Below are 20,106 nucleotides of genomic sequence, written 5' to 3'. Positions count from 1 at the left end.
ATTTCCTCGGTGCTTTCCAGGTTCCCGCTTCCGCGTTTCCCTTTCCGGCGGTTCCGACTCTATCAGATCTTTTTCGACCTGATCCCCGGTCAGCGGGGCTGTCTTCCCGGCCCGTTGGGCCGTTCCGACGAGTGAGACTTTAGCGGATTCCGTGCCCCCGTGCGAACCGGGGCTGCGTTCTCGCGAACGCGGATTCCTCATTCCGTAAATACTCGCGCCAATGAAATGACAACAGGCGTATGACACGACTGTCGTCGAGAGGCTGGGTACGTGCGGAATGGTCGTCCAGGCGCCGACCGGAGTCGGCTCTCACGTCGGACAACTCGGAGGACTGTACGGATCACGACGAGGCGTGTCAACTCTCCGTGGAACCAGTGCTCCGCGTTCTCGCCACCGCCGGGCGAGGACCGTGTCACGGGTAGGTGTGCAGGGTCTGACCGATGCGGCGTGCTGCTTCGGCGTGGCCGAAGAGGCCGGGCAGACCGCCGGTGTGGAGGAGCACCGTGCGCTGTCCGGGCCGGATGTCGCCGTCCCGGACGGCGGCCATCAGTCCCGCTGCGGCGCGTCCGGTGTAGACCGGGTCCAGGATGACGCCCTCCGTGCGCGCCACCGTCGTGACGGCTCGCAGAACGGGTTCGTGGAGAACGCCGTACGCCTGGCCCACCTGGTCGTCCCGGGTGCGCAGCCGGCCGGCCGCGACCTCGCTGCCGGTGAGTTCCGAGGCGAAGGCGGCGACGACGGGAGCGGGACGGGGGAGCGCGCCCACATCGACGCCCAGGACCTTTTCGGCCCCCAGGGCGGCGACCAGACCGGCCATCGTGCCGCCGGACCCCAGGGCGGTCACGACATGCCGGACGGCAGGCTGCTGGGCGAGGATCTCCTCACCCGCCTCACGGTAGCCGCGGGCCCCCAGGGCGTTGGATCCGCCGAACGGCACCAGATACGGCGCGGCGCCCTCGGCGCGCAGCTCGGCGCATGTCTTCTCGGCGTGCCCGGTCAGCTCCCCGGGGGCGGCGTCCCCCGCCCACACGACGCGGGCGACGAGAGCGGCGTCCAGGAGCAGGTTACCCGCCGGCTCGTCCGGGCGGCCGGCGCCGGGTATCACCAGCACCACCTTCAGACCCGCCCGTGCGCCCGCGGCCGCGGTGAGCCGGGCGTGGTTGCTCTGCGGCCCACCCGTCGTGACGAGGGTGTCGGCGCCGCGCCGCAGGGCGTCCGCGACCAGCCATTCCAGCTTGCGGACCTTGTTGCCACCGCCGCCGAGGCCGGTCAGGTCGTCCCGCTTGATCCACAGGTCGTCCGGGGCGAGCCCGATCTCCGCGGCCCAGCGGGGAGCCGCCTCCATCGGTGTGGGCCACGCCGCCAACGTCACCTTCTCCACCACGCACTCCCTCACCGCATCGCGGCATACGCACCGCACGAAGTCCCCAGCGAGCCGAGTCTCCCAGAATCGGCCGCGCACCCGGGCCGGGGCTGGAAGACAAGCGGTGAGGCCGTGTCGTCGCACGCTTGTCCTGGACGACCAGCCGTAGCCCGTCAAGGAGGGGACAGGACGGCGCCGCGGTATGCCTCGGGCTCAACGTCGTCCGGCCGGCGAGGCTTCGGGGCCTCCGGTCGGCCGCCGGCTCGCTCAGTGCGGCGTCACGAGACAAGCGACGGACGCCGTGCGGCGGGCGGGACCGGCTGCTCCTCGGCGGTGTGCTCCGCCTGGCTGATCTCGGCCCATACGGCGTCGAGGGACAGGCCGAGCGTGTCGGCGATCGCCGCGATGGTCGGGAAGGCGGGAGTGGCCACCCGGCCGGATTCGATCTTCCGCAGCGTCTCCGGCGAGATGTGTGCGGCGAGCGCCACGTCCAGCATCGAGCGGCGGCCCCGGGCTCGGCGGAGCAGGGCGCCGAGACGCTGTCCGCGGGCTACCTCGGCGGGGGTGAGCGGCAACCTGACCATGACCCCAATTCTAATACCGGTACAGTTGGACCGGGATTGTTATTGGACGCACACGGGAGGCAGGCCCCCATGATCGAGATCCTGAACTCGGCACGGCTGGAACGGGCGAGGGACACCGGCGCCCTGGTCGGCGACATCCTCGACGCGTTGAAGCAGCGCAGCTCGGTCGGGACCAACCTGCTGGAGATCGACCAGTGGACCAAGGAGATGATCACCGAGGCGGGAGCGCAGTCCTGCTACGTCGACTACGCGCCTTCGTTCGGGCGCGGCCCGTTCGGGCACTACATCTGCACGGCCGTCAACGACCGGGTGCTCCACGGGCGGCCGTATCACTACGCGCTGGCGGACGGCGATCTGCTGACGCTCGACCTCGCCGTGTCCCGGGGCGGGGTGGCCGCGGACGCCGCGATCAGTTTCCTGGTGGGCGGGGCCAGACCGGCGGAGAGCGTCGCGATGATCGAGACGACCGAACGCGCACTCGCCGCCGGCATCGCCGCCGCCAGGCCGGGGGCGCGCGTCGGTGACCTCTCGCACGCCATCGGCACGGTGCTCAGCGAGGCCGGCTACCCGGTCAACACCGAGTTCGGAGGCCACGGCATCGGTTCGACCATGCACCAGGACCCGCACATCGCGAACACCGGACGGCCCGGCCGCGGATACAAGCTGCGCCCCGGACTGCTGCTCGCCCTGGAGCCCTGGGTCATGGCCGACACCGCCACCCTCGTCACCGACGCCGACGGCTGGACGCTGCGCAGCGCGACCGGCTGCCGGACCGCGCACAGCGAGCACACCATCGCCATCACCGACGACGGCGCGGAGATCCTCACCCTGCCGACGCGGGTGCGGCCGTAAGGGGTACGGCGGCTCAGGCCGTACCGGGTCGCCGGAACGCGTCGGCGTGGCGCGCGCACCAGTCGGCGAACGTCAGCGGCCCCCGTCCGAGCAGCCGTCGCACGGTGTCGGTCCGGAACCCGACGGTGTCGGCGCGCATGAGGGCGAAGCCCTCCGTGATGGCGTCCGCGAGGGCCTGGGGCGCTCCGGCGGGGAAGCGGGACGCCACGGCCTCGGCCGGGGTGGCCGTCTCCCGCACCTCGATGTCGCGGCCGACCGTCTCGGAGATGATCCGCACCTGCTCGGTGACGGTGAAGGTCTCGTCGCCGGTGAGGGCGTACTCCTTGCCTTGGTGGCCGGCCTCGGTCAGGGCGAGGGCGGCGACCGCGGCGATGTCCGCGGGGTCGATCGGCGCGTAGCGGCCCGGGCCGATCGGGTCGAGGACGTAGTTCCCCTCGCGGATGGTGGGCAGCCAGTCGAGGGCGTTGGTCATGAAGCCGCCGGGCCGCAGGAAGGTGGCGGGGACGCCTGAGGCGCGGATGATTCCCTCGCGTTCGTGGTGCCAGCGCCCCATGGCGGGGATCGGGTCGAAGACGACGTGGAAGGAGGACAGGTGCACGATGTGGCGCACCCCGGCAGCCTCGGCGGCGGCGACGGCGGCGGCCGTGTGGTCGGTGCCGATGCCCTGGGTGAGCAGGAAGAGCTCGTCGACGCCGGCGAAGGCGGCGGCCAGGGCGGCGGGGTCCCCCAGGTCGCCGACGGCGCGCTCCGCGCGTTCCGGCAGCCGTGCGGCGCGGGCGGGGTCGCGGACGAGGAGACGTAACTCCGCGCCAGCCGCGTCGAGTTGGCGGGTGAGTTCACGGCCTATGTTCCCGGTGGCTCCGGTGACCAGTATCATGAGGGCTCCCCTAATCGTTTGCCGTCTAATGAACTTGAAAGAACGTTAGCCGGTGAATGATTAGCCGTCAATCGACTTCGCTGCGGTGCACGCCTCCGCTCCCGTACGTCACCGAAAGGCCCCGATGTCAGAGTTCCTGGATCTGCACGGCAGAACGTCGAAGGCGCTCCGGGCCCTGGCCGACGCGGCCATGCGCCGCCATGGACTGCACGTCGGACAGAACTACCTGCTCGCCGTGTTGTGGGAGCGGGACGGCCGCACGCCCGGCGACGTCGCGGCCGCGCTGAACGTCACGACTCCCACCGTGGTCAAGATGGCCGACCGGATGACCACGGCCGGGCTGCTCACCCGCCGGCGCGACGACCGGGACCACCGCCTCGTCCGGCTCTGGCTCACCGACGCCGGGCGCGCGCTCCAGGAACCGGTCGAGGCGGAACGGCGGTTGATCGAGGAGCGGGTCACCGCCGACCTCACCGAGCCCGAACGCGCATCGCTCCTCAGCGCCCTGGCGAAGGTCCACCGGACGGCGAGCGGCCTGCTGAGCGAGCCCGTCGACCAGGGGCGCCCGGCGGGCGCCTGACCCACCCGCTCGCACCCCTCCCCACATATCCGAACGTGCGTGTCGGTGCGATGTCGTACCCTGCGGTGCGGGCCGCCGCCCTGTCTGTTGTGCCGGGCGTCGAGCGGCCCCTTTCACCGTGGGGGTATCAGTAACTTTGCGCATGCGCAGAACCGCGACCGCGACGGCGCTCGCGGTCCTCTTCAGCTCCGTCGTGCTCGTCGGCGGTGCGGCCAACCCGGCCGCCGCCGATTCGAGCGCTCCGCTGCCGATCAAGTCGAGCGGCGACATGGTGGTGGACGGCGTCCACAAGCGGATCTTCCTCAGCGATCCGACGTCCGGCAAGATCGTCGCGACGGACTACAGCGGCAAGGTCGTCCGCACGATCGGCTCGCTGCCGGGTGTGATGGGCCTGGAGCTGTCCACCGACTCCAACACCGTGTACGCGGCGGTGTCCAAGGCCGGAGCGATCGCCGCCATCGACACGGCCACGCTCACCGAGACCAAGCGGTACGCCCTCGGCAAGGGCATCGAGCCGAGGTATCCGGCGATGGCCGGGGGCAAGCTCTGGTTCGGGTTCAACGGTCCGGAAGACGCCTACCGCGGCCAGATCGGCTCGATCGACGTGTCCTCTCCCGACGCGGAGGTGACGCTGCCCTCGGACGGCGCGAACAGCTGGTACTCCGCACCGCGTCTGGCCTCCGACCCCGGCGCCCCGGATGTGCTGGCCGCGGCCCAGGAGGGCATCAGCTCCGTCGCGCTCGCCGTGTACGACGTCTCCTCGGGCGTACCGCGGAAGGTGGCCTCCGGCCCCGATGTGCCCCTCGGCGAGTCCCCGGCGTTCCTCAAGGACTTCGACGTCACGCCGGACGGCAAGAAGCTGATCCTGGGCGGCGGTTCCCCGCAGGACGCCGCCCAGGTGTTCTCGACCGCCGACCTGTCGCTCGTGGGCGCCTACCACACGGGTTCGTGGGTCGACGCCGTGGCCGTCGCGCCGGACGGCATGGTCGCCCTCGGCAGCTCCCCGTACGCGTCGAAGGTCTTCGTCTATCCGTCGGGCGCCACGTCCGCCCTGCGCACGTACGACCTCCCGTACAGCGGCGGCAGCACCACGGCCACGAACGACCTGAGCGAGACCGGTCTCGCCTGGGCCCCGGACCGCAGCCGTGTCTTCGCCCTCACCACCAACGTGTACGGGAACGTCTACGCCCTGCGGGTGCTGACCGACCCGACGAAGTCGGCGACCAAGGTCACCGTGAACGCCCCGGCGAAGTCCGCGCTCGGCAAGAAGCTCACGGTCACCGGCAAGGTGGCGGCCAAGGGCGCGTTCCCGGCGGGGACCAGGGCCACGGTCACCCGGACCGACGTCGAGTCGCCCAAGGGCCGGACGCTCAGCCCGGTGACGCTGAAGCCGGACGGCTCCTTCTCCTTCACGGACACCCCGACCGCCGGCGGCCCGGTCACCTACAAGGTGTCCTACGCGGGCGACGCGTCGCGCTCGGCCGCGTCCGGCTCCGACAAGGTCGACGTGCCCCGGACCGCGCCCACGCTCACGCTGAACCACAACAAGGCGCTGTACGCGTACGGCAAGGACGTCTCGTTCACCGCCCACCTCGGCAAGACGTACAAGAACCGCACGGTCGAGCTGTACGTGGACCCGTTCGGTTCGGACAAGCCGAAGAAGCGGGTCAAGTCCGCCAAGGTCAACTCCAAGGGCGATCTGTCGGCGACGGTCGACATGACCCGCGACACCACGGTGACCGCCGTCTTCGCGGGTGACGGCAAGTACGCGCCGAAGACGGTCACGTCCACGGCGTACGCGCAGGTCAAGGTCTCGACCACGCTCTCGAAGCAGTACAGGACGGCGAAGATCGGCTCGACGTCGTACGCGTACTACCACAAGAAGACGAACCCGCTCTTCACGACCACGATGAGCTACTACCCGGGGCGCAGGCACCAGCTGTCCCTGGAGCTCTACTACCAGGGCAAGTGGTACGACGCGGGCTCGCAGTACTTCGGCCTCGGCGGCAACGGCAAGTCGGCCGTCACGCTGACGGGCCCGCACGACACGGGCTATCGGATGCGCGTGCGCGCCTCCTACGTGAACGGCACGTCGGGCGACACGGTCAACTCCACGACCCACGGCGCCTGGAAGTACTTCTACTTCACCAACTGACGTGAGAACGACGGCCGCCCCGCAGACGGATCTCCGCGGGGCGGCCGTCGTGCGTGGTGGGGGAGCTTCGTCGACCGCATCGCCACGGGGCGGGGAGCCGGGGCGAGGAACCGGGGCGAGGAACCGGGGGCGGACAGCGGGCCTCCGACGCGGGTTCTTATACCTTTGAGCGCATCGGTCAGCGCCGCGTCTACGCGCTGCGGCCCGGCTCCCTGCGGGACCTGGCGGCCCCGCTCAGCCGGATCGCCGACAAGTCGGCCGCCGAAGTGGTCGAGGACCTTAAGGCCGGCGAAGGCGGTGACATTCTCGTGCTCTCCAGCGCGAGCGTCATCAAAGCACTGCTGACGGCCGACAAGGTAGACCGGCTGGCGCTCACCGTCTTCCCGGTCTTCCTCGGCGGCGGGCCCCGCTTCTTCGACGACGGTCTGCCCGCGGGGGCGGTGGACGCTCGCCGGCCAGGCGGCGGGCGAGCACGGCACACTGGCCCTCGTCTACGACGCGTCCGCTGAGCCGGCCGGTCGCCCAGTTCCACGGCGTGGCTTCGGCGCGCGGCCGACGTACGCGATCCCCGCGGCGCGGCGACGACGACTACCTCGCCGAACCGGAGTTCTCGCTCCTGGAGGCGTTGAAGCGTGCCTTCTTCTGACGATTGCCGCACGTGTTCATGTCGCACCATTTGCGGGTGCGGCTCTGGCTGGTGTCGAAGAAGGCCGCCTGGCAGGTGGGCGACGAGCACAGAGCCAGCCTGCCGTCCCGTTCGCCCGCGATCACGCTGATCGCGTCGGCGGCGATGACGCCCAGGGCGTCCTCCACCGAGGAAGTCGGGCCGAGTCGCCATCGCCGAGCACCCTCGGGCGTCAGGACGGCCGCGGCCCGGCCCCGAGTGCTGCGGTCATTGATGACCTGGACGGCTGACGCGGGGAGGGGAGCGCGGAGTGCGGCCGCCGTCGCGGCGGCGTGGATCGATTCCCTCAGTTCCCGAGCGAGTTCGAGCTGGGCGGCGGTGCAGGACGCCACCGTGAGGCCACTCACCGCCAGCCAGTCGACAAGTCGGTTCGGGGTGGGAATGCGCTCCACCGCGTCGCCGTGCCGCTCCGACAGGGTCCCCGTGAAGCTGGTCGCCAGCACCTTGCCGAGACGGAAATCAGGGAACCGAGCACTCATGGAACCACCTTAGCCGGTTGTCCGTCGCGACCGGCGCGTGTTAGAACCGTCTTAGCCGGTTCCCAGAGAGCTCGCTCCGGCTCCGCCGACGACCAGGAGGTCTCATGTCCGCGCACGGGTGCGTCACCGACCCTGCGGCCACCGTCGAACACGGCCGTATCACCGCATCGGCCCGCCTCGACGGGGGCGCCTCGTGAACCTCCGAACCGGCGACGTGCGGGCATACGAAGTCCACGCGACCGACGCCGACCTCGACGACCTGCGCGCGCGACTGGCCGCGGCACGGCTGCCGGAACCCGAGACGGTCGACCGCGCCGCGACCGGCCGCCGCCGATGGGAACAGGGCGTTCCTCGCGCCGATCTCGTGGACGTCGTGGACTACTGGCGCACTGGATACGACTGGCGGCCCTTCGAGGCGCGCATCAACCGGATCGGCCAGTTCCGCACCACCATCGACGGTCTGGGCATCCACTTCCTGCACCGCCGGTCCGCGCGCGCGGACGCCACTCCGCTGATCCTGACGCACGGCTGGCCGGGCAGCATCGCCGAGTTCGTCGATGTGGTGGACGAACTGGCGGAGCCGAAGGACGCGGACGCCCCGGCGTTCCACGTGGTGGTCCCGTCGCTGCCGGGTTTCGGTTTCAGCGACAAGCCGGCCACCACCGGGTGGGGGATCGAGAAGATCGCGGCGGCCTGGGTGGACCTCATGGGCACGCTGGGCTACAGCAGGTTCGCAGCCCACGGCGGCGACTGGGGAGGTGTGATCACCACGGTCCTCGGCGGCAGGTTCCCGGAGCACGTTCTCGGCATCCACACCACGACCGCGCAGGCGCCGCCCGGGCTGTCGACGGACGGGCTGACGGCGACCGAGCGCGCATGGGCCGAGGAGACCCGCGACTTCTGGCGCCATCGCGCGGCGTACGCGAAGCAGCAGGCGACCCGACCGCAGACCATCGGATACTCGCTGGTCGACTCACCGGTCGGGCTTCTCGCCTGGATCCTCGACAAGTTCGCCGAGTGGACGGACACCGAGGACAGCCCGTTCGAGACGATCTCCAGGGACCGCGTCCTCGACGACGTCACCCTGTACTGGCTGACGCGGACCGGAGCGTCGTCGGCCCGCATCTACTACGAAAGCCACGACTCGCTCGATCCCGGACTCCGGGTCGACGTCCCGTCGGCGATCAGTGTGTATCCCCGCGACATCGAGAAGTGTCCGCGCGTCTGGGCGCAGGAGCGGTTCCGGCGGATCGTTCGGTGGAGGTCGCCCGAGGCCGGGGGCCATTTCCCGTCGCTGGAGGTGCCCGAGTACTTCGTCAAGGACCTGCGGGAGGGCCTCGCGGCAGTGCTGGCCGCCGGCGGAAGTCGGTCATGACGTCGTCGGCGGCGTGGGCGTGGCGTTGACGTTGACGTGGGCGTGGCGTTGACGTGGGCGTGAGGCCGGGGGTGCGTGCCGCATGTGGTGCGGGCCCGACGGTGGTGGTAGTGACTGCCCGGTGTGACACCTCGGCGACAACGTCGCGCGCGGCACGGGCTTTTGAGCTTCGCAGGTACCTGTTTTGAGGAGGAACCGATGATCGACTTCGCCTTCGAGCCCTGCACGGACGACGCGTCCTGGTCCCCGGATTGGCGCCCGGATCACCTGGACCTGAACGCCTCGGACTTCTGTCTCCGTTACTTCAAGGCAGACCGGCGGCTCATCATCCACGGCGCGGACCTCAGCGTGCCCTCACTGGGCCACCCGGTGGTCGACTTCGCCCTGATGCTCGAGTACGCGGTCCGAGAGCTCATGGACCATGACAGCCTCGCGACCGAGACCAGCCTGACCCAGCACCAGTACGCGTTCCGTCGAGAGGCAGAGATCGTCACCCTGACAACAACATGGCCGATGGGGGGAGTTGCTCAACTGACCTGGTCGGAGTTGCGAGAACTGACCGAAGAGGCGAAGGCGGAAGCAGTGCGACTGATCACCACCGCGCATCCGGAACTCCGCGACAACACCTGGCTGAGGCAGACAGTGGGGCAGCCACCGACTGACGCGTCTTCGTCGCGCGGGCCGACGACTCCGGGTATCTGACGATTCCGACACTCTCCCGCCCGGTCCGGCCCGGACACCGTCACCGGCAGCGCCCGCGCGCCGTCCGCAACCCCCCGAAGGAGTGAACCGCCCTGATCGAACGAGTTTGAGTCGAGGCCGCCCAGCGGTCGCATGCCTCGTCGTGGGACGTGGAACTCGTGTTCGCCGCATACCCTCCGATCTGGCCGTGACGGGACCGGATCCGGCGCGTTTTTAGAGCATCAGTGCCACACCGACGCTCAGACGGAGGACACGCCATGCACCCCGCTCCCGCTCTCTCGCAGCAGCCTCCCGGAATCGAACGACGGCCCGGCGCGATCACGCACGGCGTTGACGGCATGCCCGGCTCAGCGGGTCCGGATACGGGGTGGGCGGCATGAGTGAGTCCACGGCCGACGCATCGGCTGACCGCGTCCCGGGGCCGCGCAGCACCCCAGCCGCGTCCCCCACCGCACCGGGCGACGCTTCCCACCCGGCCGCGCCCGAGCCGCAGATGCGCTACGTCGACCTGACCGGCAGCCGCGAGGCGGCCGGTCGCTCGATCCGGATGCGCGACATGGCCCGGCGCCTGCCGCAGTTGGTGCGCCGCTCCCTCGGCCTCGCCTGGCGCGTCGACCGGCGGGCCACCGTCGGCCTCCTGCTGTGCCAGACCGTCACCGGCGTGATGCAGGCCCTGGGTCTGGTCGCCATCGCCGGCACCCTGACCGCTCTGCTGCGCGACGGAGACGTCTACCACCGGCTTCTTCAGGCGTGGCCCTCCGTCGCCCTGCTCGCCGGTGCCGCCGGCGTACGCGCGCTCCTCGGCATCACCGTCAACTGGCTGTCCTCCCGGCTGGGCCCGCTGGTGTCGCGCGAGGCCGAGCAGATGCTGCTGACCGGCTGCGCCGAGGTCGAGCTATGTGCCTACGACGACCCCGACTTCAACCGTGACCGGGAGGCCGCCGACCGCGGCGCCCAGGTCACCGGCGACCTGATCAACGAGGGCCAGGATCTGATCGCCTCGGGCGCCGGCTTCCTCGCCGGGGCGATCGTCCTGACCGGCGTGCACTGGGTCCTGCTCCCGCTCCTCGTCGCGGCGAGCCTGCCGCAGGCCCTGGCGCAGGTCAGCGCCGCGCGCGTCCGGTACCTGGCGAACCTGCGCAGCAACGGCGACAACCGGATGCTGTCGGTGCTGCGCTGGCACATCTACACCAAGGACGCCGCCGACCAGATCCGGGCCGGCACCATGGCCGACTTCCTGTCCGGCCGGTACCGGCAGACGGTCGCCCGGATCAACCGTGAGGACCGGGCGGCGGCCGACAAGGGCGCCCGCATGTCCCTGGTCGGCGCGGTGTGCGGCGGCCTGGGGTCGGCGGTGGTGTGGGCGGCGGTCGTATGGCTGCTCGCGACCGGCCGGATCACCGTCGGACATGCCGGCACGGCCGTCTTCGCCCTGCAGACGGTCGGGATGTCGGTGCGCGGTCTGGTGGCCGTCGGTGCGCGTGCCGTGCGTACGGGGCTGTACATGGACGACTGGACCGGCTTCCTCGACAAGGCCGGCGGCTTCCGGATGCGCCGGGGCCCGCACCGGCCCGAGCCGCCGAGGACGATCGAGGTCAAGTCGGTCACCCACCGCTACGCGGGCAAGGACCGCGACGCCCTGTCCGACGTCTCCCTCACCCTGCGCCGCGGTGAGGTCACCGCGCTGGTGGGCTTCAACGGCTCCGGCAAGTCGACGCTGTCGAAGCTGGTCAGCGGTCTCTATCTGCCCACGGACGGGCAGGTGCTGTGGGACGGCGTCCCGGTCGGCGACGCCGATCCGCGGGCGTTGTGGCAGCAGGTCGCCCTGGTGCCGCAGAACTACGCGCACTGGCCGCTGACCGTGCGGGAGAACGTCACCCAGGGACAGCCCGTGGCGCGCGGCGACGCGGCGGTCCGCGAAGCGTGCGAGGCGGCCGACGCCCATGAGGTCGTCGACAAGCTCGGCGCCGGCCTGGACACCCTCCTGGCCCGCGAGTGGCTCAACGGGGAGGAACTCAGCGGCGGCCAGTGGCAGCGCATCGCTCTGGCGCGGGCGTTCTTCCGCCAGGCCGGGCTGCTGGTCCTCGACGAGCCGACGGCGAACCTGGATCCCCGCGCCGAGTACCGGATCTTCCAGCGGTTGCGCGACCTCGCCCGGGACCGGGCGGTGCTGCTGGTGACCCACCGCATCACCAACGTCGCCGTCGCCGACCGCATCGTGGTCCTGGACGAAGGCAGGATCGTCCAGGAGGGCACGTACGTCCAGCTCTCCCAACAGCCGGGGCTCTTCCAGCAGTTGCTGTCCTACCAGATCACGTCCGAGCCGGAGGCCGGGGTCGGGGACGGGACCTGACGTGGAGGTCGCGCGGGTTCCTGGCGCGCGCGTCGGTCCCGCCCCCGACTGTGATCCTCCTACCCACAATTCCCTTCTGGACGCCTTCGCCCGATGTGCTCCCTGACCACTCGCGGGACATGCCTGTGGGGCCCGGCCGATTCACGGCCGGGCCCCACAGGTGTGCGCGTACGGTGTCAGGTCACCATCGGTACCAGCGGCCGCGGCCGCCGCCCGCGTTCGTGGAGCGCATCACGAAACCGAGCAGCCACACCACCAGGACGATGGTCGCCACCCACCACAGGATCTTCAGGGCGAAGCCCGCGCCGAAAAGGATGAGCGCGAGAAGCAGGACCAGCAAAAGGGGAACCATAGTTATCAACCTCCTGACCCTCCGATTGCCCGGCATTGCGATGCGCATTCCTCGATCATGCCTTTGTTTGTGACGGGACAGCCGGGGCACGAGCGGGTTACCGCAACAACGAACAGATGCTCCGAGGAGGCCCTGAACCATGAGTGCCAATGAGAAGGCCAAGGCGAAGACCGAGCAGGCCAAGGGCAAGACCAAGGAGGCCGTGGGCCGCGCCGTCGGCAACGACCGCCTGGTCGCCGAGGGTCAGGCCGACAAGAGCACCGGCGACGCCCGCGAGGCCAAGGAAAAGACCAAGGACGCCTTCAAGCACTGACACCTCCTGACTTTCAGGAGTCTCGGTGAAGGGGCCTTTCCGTCGCCACGGAAAGGCCCCTTCAGCGCGATGTCCGTACGGTTTCGCGCGCCCGTCCGACCGTCGCGCACCGGCGAAACCAGCGCCGTTCCGTCCGGCCTGGGGGGCGCTCGGCGTCAGGGTTTTCCGCGGCTGGGCCAGGCGAGGGGGTCGACGGCGAGGAACGGCTCGTCGGCGACGGTCGCGGGAGTGGTCCCGGTGAAGGCCATGACGTCTCGATGCAGGTGGGACTGGTCCGCGTAACCGGCGTCGGCCGCGACCCGGGCCGCGCCGCGGCCCGCGGCCAGGCAGTGGACGGCGTGGTCGAAGCGGACCAGTTTCGCGGCGTGTTTGGGCGGCAGGCCGAGTTGTGACCGGAACCGGGACCACAGGCGCTTGCGGCTCCATCCGACCTCGGCCGCGAGTTCGTCGATCCGCACCCGGCCACGGCTGCCGGTGATCCGGCGCCAGGCCCAGGCCACTTCGGCGTCCACCGGAGGCGGCCCCGCCTCGTGCCGGCGGGCGAGCAGCGCGTCCGTCAACGTGAAGCGGTCCCGCCACGAGGAGACGTCGCCCAGTCGGTCGCGGATCCGGGAGGCGTCCCGGCCCCACAGGTCCTCCAGGGACACGACGGCGCCGTCGAGGTCGGCGGGGGAGGCGGCCAGCACCGCTCGTGCGATCACCGGGGACAGGCGCACCTGTACGCACTCGACGTTCTCGCCCCGGGCCCGCACCCCGCCGCCCGTCCCGATCCCGGGCCCGGCGACGATGCTTCCCCGCTGCTGCCGCCCGGCGCCGCAGTCCACGACGGGCGAGCCGGCGCCGAACTCCAGGAGCAGCGTCACGGCCGGATGCGGGACCATCCGCAGCGCGTCCAGGTCGCGGACCCGGAACCCGGCCATGGTCACACCGTCAACTCTGCTGGCGCGCCGCGGACTTGCGACGTCCCACACAACCGCACCGTGCGTGAAAGTGGTCACCGTTCCATGCTAGGCGAGCCGCCGCAGGGGAACATTCGTCCAATCCGTCCGCGGGTGCCGGCGGCGACAGTGGCCTCATGACTGATTCTCACAGCGCACCGCACGGGAACGGCGGCGCCGCGGCCACCGAGCATTCGATCCTGTCGCTGGACGACGGCGACCTCCACGTGTGCCTGGACGGCCCCCGCGACGCCCCCGCCCTTCTCCTCATCCACGGGACGGCGTCCTCGACCCGCTCGTGGGACGCGCTGGTCCCCCTGCTGACCAGCTCGCACCGCGTCATCCGGATCGACCTGCTGGGACACGGCCGGTCGGCCAAGCCGGACGACCGCAGCTACGCGCTCCCGGACCAGGCGCACCGGGTCGGCGTGGCACTGGACCGGCTCCGCGTCGAGCACGCCGTGGTCGTCGGGCACTCCAGCGGCGGCGTGGTCTCCGTCGCCCTCGCCGAACAGCGACCCGACCTGGTGACCGCGCTCGTCCTCGTCAACACCGGCCCGAGCCTGGACGCCTTCATCCCCTCGCCGTCCTCGTCGAGCGGCTTCTCGCAGTGGCCTCCGACCGACGAGCAGCTCCTCGGGTTCGCAAGCACCGGTTTCAGCCGCGCGGGCTACCGGATCCCACCGGATCTCCTGGACGACGTGCGCCGCATGACCCCCCACTCGCTCACCGCGACGATGCAGGCCACCCGCGCCCACCTGGAGCAGCGGGCGCTCCCGGACCGGCTGGCGGCCCTGGGCACACCGCTCCTGGTGATCTTCGGTGCGGACGACCGCAGGTGGCGGTCCTCGTCCGCCGCCGACTACCGCGTCGTTCCGGGCGCGCGCGTCGAGTTGCTGCCCGGTCTGGGGCACTCCCCCATCCTCGAGGACCCCGCGCGCACCGCGACTCCCCTGCTGGCCTTCGCCGCGGTCCACGCCGTACCGGCGGACTGAGACGACACGGCGGCGGTCACAGGGGCCGCATCGCAGAAGTGCCGAACGCGGCGTCTCCAGTGATACGTACATAAATCGCTATATGTTTTCTTGAGAAGGAAGACGTGAAGCGAAAACGCCGCCTCGACGCTCGGAAGGTGAGCCCCATGAACACAGCTGCCGAACACCGCGTCCACGAGACCCATCCGCACGCACACGGCGAGGGGTGTGGCCATGTCGCCGTGCCGCACGGCGATCACACCGACTACGCCCACGACGGGCACCTGCACCGGAGCCACGGGGATCACGTGGACGAGTGCGTCAGCCAGAGCCACACCGTCCACGAGGGGCACGAGCACCAGCACGGAGAGGGGTGCGGGCACACCGCCGTGCCGCACGGCGACCACACCGACTTCGTGCATGACGGCCACCGGCACGCCGCTCACGACGGGCACTGGGACGATCACTGAACCAGGCGGCCTCCCGCCAAAGGCCCTCTGCCGGGCGACAGCCGGCACCGCCCGAGCCCGGGTTCACTTCCTGCGCGGAGTTATTGCACACTGGTCGCAATAACTATGGGTTCGCAGGAAGGGTTGGGCATGAGTTCTCCGATCGTGCTCGGGATCGAGTCGTCGTGCGACGAGACCGGCGCGGGGCTCGTCCGCGACGGGCGACTGCTCGCTCACGCCGTGGCGTCGAGCATGGACGAGCACGCCCGCTACGGCGGGGTGGTGCCGGAGATCGCCTCCCGCTCCCATCTGCACAGCCTGCGGCCGGTGGTCCGGCGGGCGCTGGACGAGGCGGGGCTGCGGCTCGCCGACGTCGGCGCGGTCGCGGTGACCACCGGGCCGGGCCTGTCCGGGGCGCTCCAGGTGGGGCTGGCGGGGGCCAAGGGGATCGCGTACGCGCTCGGCGTGCCGTTGTACGGCGTGCACCACCTCGCCGGGCACGTGGCCGCGGACACCCTGGAGCACGGTCCGCTGCCCGACCCCTGCATGGTGCTGATCGTCTCCGGCGGCCACACCTCCCTCCTCCTCGTGCGCGATCTGGCCCGCGATCCGATCGTTCATCTGGGTGACACCCTGGACGACGCGGCCGGCGAGTGCTTCGACAAGGTCGCGCGGGTCTTCGGACTGCCCTACCCGGGCGGACCGGCCATCGACCGGGTGGCACGCGACGGCGATGCCCGCGCCGTCGCTCTCCCCCGGCCGCTGCCCCGTTCCCACGACTTCTCCTTCTCGGGGCTGAAGACGGCCGCCGCCCGCTGGGCCGAGGGACACGCGGGCCGCGCACTGCCGGTGGCCGACGGGGCCGCCTCGCTCCAGGAGGCGGTCGCCGACGTGCTGACCCGCAAGGCGGTCGCCGCCTGCGCGGAACACGGGGTGGGGACGCTGGTCGTGGTCGGCGGAGTGGCCGCGAACTCGCGGGTGCGGTCGCTGGCCGAGGAGCGCTGCCGGGCCGCCGGCATCGAGCTGCGGGTGCCGCCGCTGAAGCTGTGCACGGACAACGGCGCCATGATCGCCGCCGTCGGCGACCTCCTCGTGCGGGCCGGGGCCGAACCGGCGCCGCTGGACGTGTCGATCGACCCCTCCGCCCCGCTGGAGTACGCGGCCCTGCACCCGGTCGCCGCTGCCCGGGCGGCGGCCTGATGGACATCCGGGCCGTCCCGGCCGACGCGCTCCTGCCGTACGGCGCGGCCCTGCGCTCCGTCTACGCCGACGCGTTCCGCCCGCCCCCGTGGAACGAGGACGGGGCGCGGGCGGACGCCTTCGCCGCTCGGCTGGCTTCGGACGTGCGGCGGCCGGGGTTCACCGCCGCGCTCGCCTTCGACGGCCCGTCCGTCGTCGGCTTCGCCACCGCCTGGACCACGCCCACGCCCTTTCCGGCGGACGGCTGCCATCCGGAGGCTGCGGTGGCCCTCGGCCGGAGCCGTACCGAGGAGTGGCTGTGCGGCGGCCGCGAGATCGACGAGATCGCGGTCCGGCCCGCGGTGCGGGGCGCGGGCGTCGGCGGCAGCCTGCTGGAGGCGGTGACCGCCGGTGTGTCCGACGGCCGCGCCTGGCTGCTCACCTCCCTTCGGTCCGTCAGGACCGTGTCCTTCTACCGCCACCGGGGCTGGACGCAGGCCACCCATCCCTCCCCCGACGGCCACGGCGCCGCGGTCTTCCTCGGCCCGCGCCATCCCGCCCGCACCCTGGCCGCCCGGTCCCTGTAGCCCCCCGGGTCCCGCGGTGCGCGCCGTCGCGAGCACCGACCGGAGCGGTGCGTCCCGGGAAGACCGCTGAGGTGGTCAGCGGGCCGGCTCGTCGGGCTCGACCGGGTAGGGCACGAAGGTGCTGCTGTGCTGGTCGATGAGCAGGGGGCGGCCCAGTGGCGGCGCGGCCCGTTGGGAGCAGTCGAGGCGTTCGCAGACGCGGCAGCCCATGCCGATGGGGGTCGCGGCACAGGCGTTGGCGAGGTCGAGGCCGTCGGCGTAGACGAGGCGGTGGGCGTGCCGGATCTCGCAGCCGAGGCCGATGGCGTAGGTCTTGCCGGGTTCGCCCCAGCCGCCGCGGTGCCGGGTGACGGCTCGCGCGGTCCACAAGTAGCGCTGCCCGTCGGGCATCTCGGCGATCTGGACGTGGATGCGGCCGGGTGAGCTGAACGCCTCGTAGACGTTCCACAGCGGGCACGTGCCGCCGGCCCGGGAGAAGTGGAAGCCGGTCGCCGACTGGCGTTTGGACAGGTTGCCGGCCCGGTCGACGCGTACGAAGGAGAACGGGACGCCGCGCAGCCGCGGCCGTTGCAGGGTGCTCAGCCGATGGCAGACGGTCTCGTAGCCGATGCCGAAGCGGTCGGTGAGGCGCTCGATGTCGTAGCGGGCCTCCTCGGCCGCCGTGTGGAAGGCGGTGTAGGGCAGGATCAGGGCGGCGGCGAAGTAGTTGGCGATTCCGATGCGGGCCAGCGCGTGGGTGGGCGATCCGCAGGAGAAGTCCTCGGTGGCCAGCCGGTCGAGTTGCTCGCCGTGTTCCAGCAGAGCCAGCTGCGTCGCCATGCGGAACGCGCGCTGCCCCGGCCGCAGCCGGGCGGACAGGTGCAGGGTGCGGCTCCTGCCGTCATAGCGGTGCAGCCGTGTTCCGGGCTCGGCGCCCAGGCGGGCGCCGTGTGCCTTGGCGAGTCGCGTGGCCAGGGCGCTGATCACCTCCCCCGGCCGGATGCCGATCTCACCGGCCAGGCGCTCGGCCGCGAGGTCGGTGTCGTGCAGGTAGTTCTGGCGGCGGTAGAAGAAGTCGCGGATCTCCTCGTGGGGCGAGGACACGGCGGCCCGGTCGCGGTCCCTGCCGTCGGCCGCCCCGGCCAGACGCTCGGACAGCTGCTGATTGCGGCGGCCCAGGTCGACGAGGACCTTGGCGACGCCCGGCAGCCGGGCGGCCAGGTCGCCGAGGTCGGCGGCGGAGACCCGGGACTCGGCGATCTCGCCGGCGAGCGCCTCACGGAGGTCGGCCAGCAGGCGTGTGGTGTCGCGCTCGGAGAAGAAGCCGGGGTCCACACCGAACGACTCGGTCAGCCGCAGCAGCACGGGCACGGTGAGCGGGCGGGAGTCGTGCTCCATCTGGTTCAGGTAGCTCGGGGAGATGCCCAGGACCCGGGCGAGATCCGCCTGGCTCATCCGGCGCTCCTCGCGCAGCCTCCGCAGCCGCGCGCCCGCGTACGTCTTGCTCACCGCACCGCTCCTCCCCGCCGGGGTCCGACTCGGCGCAGCCTACGGGACATGAGGCCACGGCGGGGCCTTCGCAAGGTTGGCAAAAACCGGCCGGAAGATGCGCAGAGATTGGCATCCGTCCCCGGTTGATGGCACTCAGTGCCAGTGCCAGAGTCGTAGTGCGGCCCGCCGGACACGGCGGTCAAAGCCCAAGCAGGGGCACGATTTCTGCCCTGGCGTCGGAGACCCCGGCAGTGGGCGGCGATCTGCACCGGCGGCATTGCTCAGCTCCACCTCCCGGTGTCGGCGGGCCGCGTTTCAGCGATACGACACGCAGTGCCATCTCTGTTCCCTCCGGATGCGTCCGGACGGCGGGGTTGGCAGCCGGCACAGACCGAGGAGACGGTGACCGTCATGGCAGAAGCGAGGACCCAGGCAGCCGAGGAACTGGCACGGCACTGGGCCGCCGACCCGCGCTGGCAGGGCATCGAGCGCACCTACACCGCCGAGGACGTCGTCCGGCTGTCCGGCAGCGTCCGCGAGGAGCACACCCTCGCCCGGCGCGGCGCCGAGCGGCTGTGGCGGCAGCTGCACGAGCTCGACTACGTCCACGCGCTCGGCGCGCTCACCGGCGGCCAGGCCGTGCAGCAGGTCAAGGCGGGGCTCCAGGCCATCTATCTGTCCGGCTGGCAGGTCGCCGCCGACGCCAACCAGGCCGGCCACACCTACCCCGACCAGAGCCTGTACCCGGCCAACTCCGTTCCGCAGGTGGTACGTCGGATCAACAACGCGCTGCTGCGCGCCGACCAGATCGCCACCGCCGAGGACGCCGGCGACAGCACGGACTGGCTGGCGCCGATCGTCGCCGACGCGGAGGCCGGCTTCGGCGGTCCGCTGAACGCGTTCGAGCTGACCAAGGCGATGATCGCGGCCGGTGCGGCCGGCATCCACTACGAGGACCAGCTCGCCTCGGAGAAGAAGTGCGGCCACCTCGGCGGCAAGGTGCTGGTGCCCACCTCGCAGCACATCCGCACATTGAACGCGGCCCGCCTCGCCGCCGACATCGCCGGCACGCCGACCGTGATCATCGCCCGCACGGACGCCCTGGCCGCGAATCTGCTGACGTCCGACGTGGACGAGCGCGACGCCGAGTTCGTCACCGGCGAGCGCACGGCGGAGGGCTTCTACCGGGTACGGGGCGGCATGGACCCCGTCATCGCCCGCGGTCTCGCCTACGCCCCGTACGCCGATCTGATCTGGGTGGAGACCGGCACGCCGGACCTGGCGCAGGCGCGGGAGTTCGCCGAGGCGATCCACGCCCGCTACCCGGACCGGATGCTGGCCTACAACTGCTCGCCGTCCTTCAACTGGAAGGCGGCGCTGGACGACGACCAGATCGCCAAGTTCCAGCGGGAGTTGGGCGCGATGGGCTACCGGTTCCAGTTCATCACGCTGGCCGGTTTTCACTCCCTCAACCACGGCATGTTCGACCTGGCCCGCGGCTACGCCGAGCACGGCATGACCGCCTATGTGGACCTCCAGGAGCGCGAGTTCGCCGCTCAGGCGCAGGGCTTCACCGCGGTCAGGCACCAGCGCGAGGTCGGCACCGGCTACTTCGACCTGGTCTCCACCGCCGTCAACCCCGCCTCCTCCACCACCGCGCTGTCCGGCTCCACGGAGGAAGAGCAGTTCCACTAGGCCGCGACCGGCCGGGCCGCAGGGCCGCACACGGCGACGTCCGGAACCGGCCACCGGCCCGGCGGCCCCCGGCCGGGCGGCCCCCGGCCGGGCGGCCCCCGGCCAGGCGGAGGGGGACGCTCCGTCTCCGTCCCCCTCCGCTCC

20 protein-coding genes are annotated in these 20,106 nt (G+C 71.5%); 13 read left to right on the top strand and 7 right to left on the bottom strand.

Annotated features, from left to right (window positions below; translation table 11 throughout):
• Window positions 1-412: 412 nt before the first annotated feature.
• Window positions 413-1,381, bottom strand: coding sequence for a D-cysteine desulfhydrase family protein (locus ABEB07_RS12630; RefSeq protein WP_345668404.1), 969 nt, complete (start codon window positions 1,379-1,381; stop codon window positions 413-415).
• Window positions 1,382-1,641: 260 nt separating this feature from the next.
• Window positions 1,642-1,947, bottom strand: coding sequence for a helix-turn-helix transcriptional regulator (locus ABEB07_RS12625; protein WP_176147575.1), 306 nt, complete (start codon window positions 1,945-1,947; stop codon window positions 1,642-1,644).
• Between the two features lie 69 nt (window positions 1,948-2,016).
• Between ABEB07_RS12625 and map the strand changes: the two genes are divergently transcribed.
• Window positions 2,017-2,799, top strand: coding sequence for a type I methionyl aminopeptidase (gene map / locus ABEB07_RS12620; protein WP_164588550.1), 783 nt, complete (start codon window positions 2,017-2,019; stop codon window positions 2,797-2,799).
• A 13-nt stretch (window positions 2,800-2,812) separates the two neighbouring features.
• Here the strand turns inward: map and ABEB07_RS12615 are convergent, their stop codons facing one another.
• Complete coding sequence (locus ABEB07_RS12615; protein ID WP_345668403.1) at window positions 2,813-3,676, bottom strand: NAD(P)H-binding protein; 864 nt, start codon at window positions 3,674-3,676, stop codon at window positions 2,813-2,815.
• Window positions 3,677-3,800: 124 nt separating this feature from the next.
• Here ABEB07_RS12615 and ABEB07_RS12610 point away from each other — a divergent pair, with 124 nt between their 5' ends.
• From ABEB07_RS12610 to ABEB07_RS12600, 3 genes are all read left to right on the top strand, one after another.
• On the top strand, window positions 3,801-4,256 hold the full coding sequence (locus ABEB07_RS12610; protein WP_176147573.1) for a MarR family winged helix-turn-helix transcriptional regulator: 456 nt from the start codon (window positions 3,801-3,803) through the stop codon (window positions 4,254-4,256).
• A 142-nt stretch (window positions 4,257-4,398) separates the two neighbouring features.
• Window positions 4,399-6,411 (top strand): YncE family protein, encoded by a 2,013-nt coding sequence (locus ABEB07_RS12605; protein ID WP_345668402.1) that lies wholly within the window; start codon window positions 4,399-4,401, stop codon window positions 6,409-6,411.
• Between the two features lie 53 nt (window positions 6,412-6,464).
• Window positions 6,465-6,920 (top strand): dihydrofolate reductase family protein, encoded by a 456-nt coding sequence (locus ABEB07_RS12600; RefSeq protein ID WP_345668401.1) that lies wholly within the window; start codon window positions 6,465-6,467, stop codon window positions 6,918-6,920.
• Between the two features lie 79 nt (window positions 6,921-6,999).
• On the opposite strand, the gene ABEB07_RS12595 is transcribed toward ABEB07_RS12600, so the two are convergent.
• Entirely contained in the window at window positions 7,000-7,575 is a 576-nt protein-coding gene (locus ABEB07_RS12595) for a CGNR zinc finger domain-containing protein (RefSeq protein WP_176147571.1), read from the bottom strand.
• Between the two features lie 193 nt (window positions 7,576-7,768).
• On the opposite strand from ABEB07_RS12595, the gene ABEB07_RS12590 reads away from it, so the two are divergent.
• From ABEB07_RS12590 to ABEB07_RS12580, 3 genes are all read left to right on the top strand, one after another.
• Window positions 7,769-8,950: an epoxide hydrolase family protein gene (locus tag ABEB07_RS12590; RefSeq protein WP_345668400.1), complete on the top strand. Its 1,182-nt coding sequence runs from the start codon at window positions 7,769-7,771 to the stop codon at window positions 8,948-8,950.
• A 198-nt stretch (window positions 8,951-9,148) separates the two neighbouring features.
• Complete coding sequence (locus ABEB07_RS12585; RefSeq protein ID WP_345668399.1) at window positions 9,149-9,652, top strand: hypothetical protein; 504 nt, start codon at window positions 9,149-9,151, stop codon at window positions 9,650-9,652.
• 493 nt (window positions 9,653-10,145) lie between these two features.
• Window positions 10,146-12,005, top strand: coding sequence for an ABC transporter ATP-binding protein (locus tag ABEB07_RS12580; RefSeq protein ID WP_345668419.1), 1,860 nt, complete (start codon window positions 10,146-10,148; stop codon window positions 12,003-12,005).
• A gap of 181 nt (window positions 12,006-12,186) precedes the next feature.
• Here ABEB07_RS12580 and ABEB07_RS12575 read toward each other — a convergent pair whose 3' ends face one another.
• Window positions 12,187-12,357, bottom strand: coding sequence for a hydrophobic protein (locus ABEB07_RS12575; protein WP_345668398.1), 171 nt, complete (start codon window positions 12,355-12,357; stop codon window positions 12,187-12,189).
• Between the two features lie 139 nt (window positions 12,358-12,496).
• On the opposite strand from ABEB07_RS12575, the gene ABEB07_RS12570 reads away from it, so the two are divergent.
• Complete coding sequence (locus ABEB07_RS12570) at window positions 12,497-12,670, top strand: CsbD family protein (protein ID WP_164588557.1); 174 nt, start codon at window positions 12,497-12,499, stop codon at window positions 12,668-12,670.
• 155 nt (window positions 12,671-12,825) lie between these two features.
• Here ABEB07_RS12570 and ABEB07_RS12565 read toward each other — a convergent pair whose 3' ends face one another.
• A complete protein-coding gene (locus tag ABEB07_RS12565) occupies window positions 12,826-13,590 on the bottom strand; it encodes an AraC family transcriptional regulator (protein WP_425588992.1) in 765 nt (254 codons plus the stop codon).
• Window positions 13,591-13,745: 155 nt separating this feature from the next.
• Between ABEB07_RS12565 and ABEB07_RS12560 the strand changes: the two genes are divergently transcribed.
• The 4 genes from ABEB07_RS12560 (at window position 13,746) to ABEB07_RS12545 (ending at window position 16,797) form a co-directional block, all read left to right on the top strand.
• Entirely contained in the window at window positions 13,746-14,603 is an 858-nt protein-coding gene (locus ABEB07_RS12560) for an alpha/beta fold hydrolase (RefSeq protein WP_345668396.1), read from the top strand.
• A 146-nt stretch (window positions 14,604-14,749) separates the two neighbouring features.
• Window positions 14,750-15,052: a hypothetical protein gene (locus ABEB07_RS12555; protein ID WP_164588560.1), complete on the top strand. Its 303-nt coding sequence runs from the start codon at window positions 14,750-14,752 to the stop codon at window positions 15,050-15,052.
• 129 nt (window positions 15,053-15,181) lie between these two features.
• A complete protein-coding gene (tsaD, locus tag ABEB07_RS12550) occupies window positions 15,182-16,231 on the top strand; it encodes a tRNA (adenosine(37)-N6)-threonylcarbamoyltransferase complex transferase subunit TsaD (RefSeq protein WP_345668395.1) in 1,050 nt (349 codons plus the stop codon).
• Complete coding sequence (locus ABEB07_RS12545; RefSeq protein WP_345668394.1) at window positions 16,231-16,797, top strand: GNAT family N-acetyltransferase; 567 nt, start codon at window positions 16,231-16,233, stop codon at window positions 16,795-16,797. The genes tsaD and ABEB07_RS12545 overlap by 1 nt, the downstream gene beginning before the upstream one ends.
• A 75-nt stretch (window positions 16,798-16,872) precedes the next feature.
• On the opposite strand, the gene ABEB07_RS12540 is transcribed toward ABEB07_RS12545, so the two are convergent.
• The gene (locus ABEB07_RS12540) at window positions 16,873-18,285 is read right to left on the bottom strand and encodes a short-chain fatty acyl-CoA regulator family protein (protein WP_345668393.1); all 1,413 of its coding nucleotides are present in this window, start codon (window positions 18,283-18,285) and stop codon (window positions 16,873-16,875) included.
• A gap of 393 nt (window positions 18,286-18,678) precedes the next feature.
• Here ABEB07_RS12540 and aceA point away from each other — a divergent pair, with 393 nt between their 5' ends.
• Window positions 18,679-19,962, top strand: a complete 1,284-nt coding sequence (gene aceA / locus ABEB07_RS12535) for an isocitrate lyase (RefSeq protein ID WP_345668392.1) — start codon at window positions 18,679-18,681, stop codon at window positions 19,960-19,962.
• The last annotated feature ends 144 nt before the right edge of the window (window positions 19,963-20,106 follow it).

It is taken from the genome of Streptomyces similanensis (assembly GCF_039543625.1).
GTDB classification, from domain to species: domain Bacteria; phylum Actinomycetota; class Actinomycetes; order Streptomycetales; family Streptomycetaceae; genus Streptomyces; species Streptomyces similanensis.
This window is presented reverse-complemented; position numbering and strand designations above follow the sequence as displayed.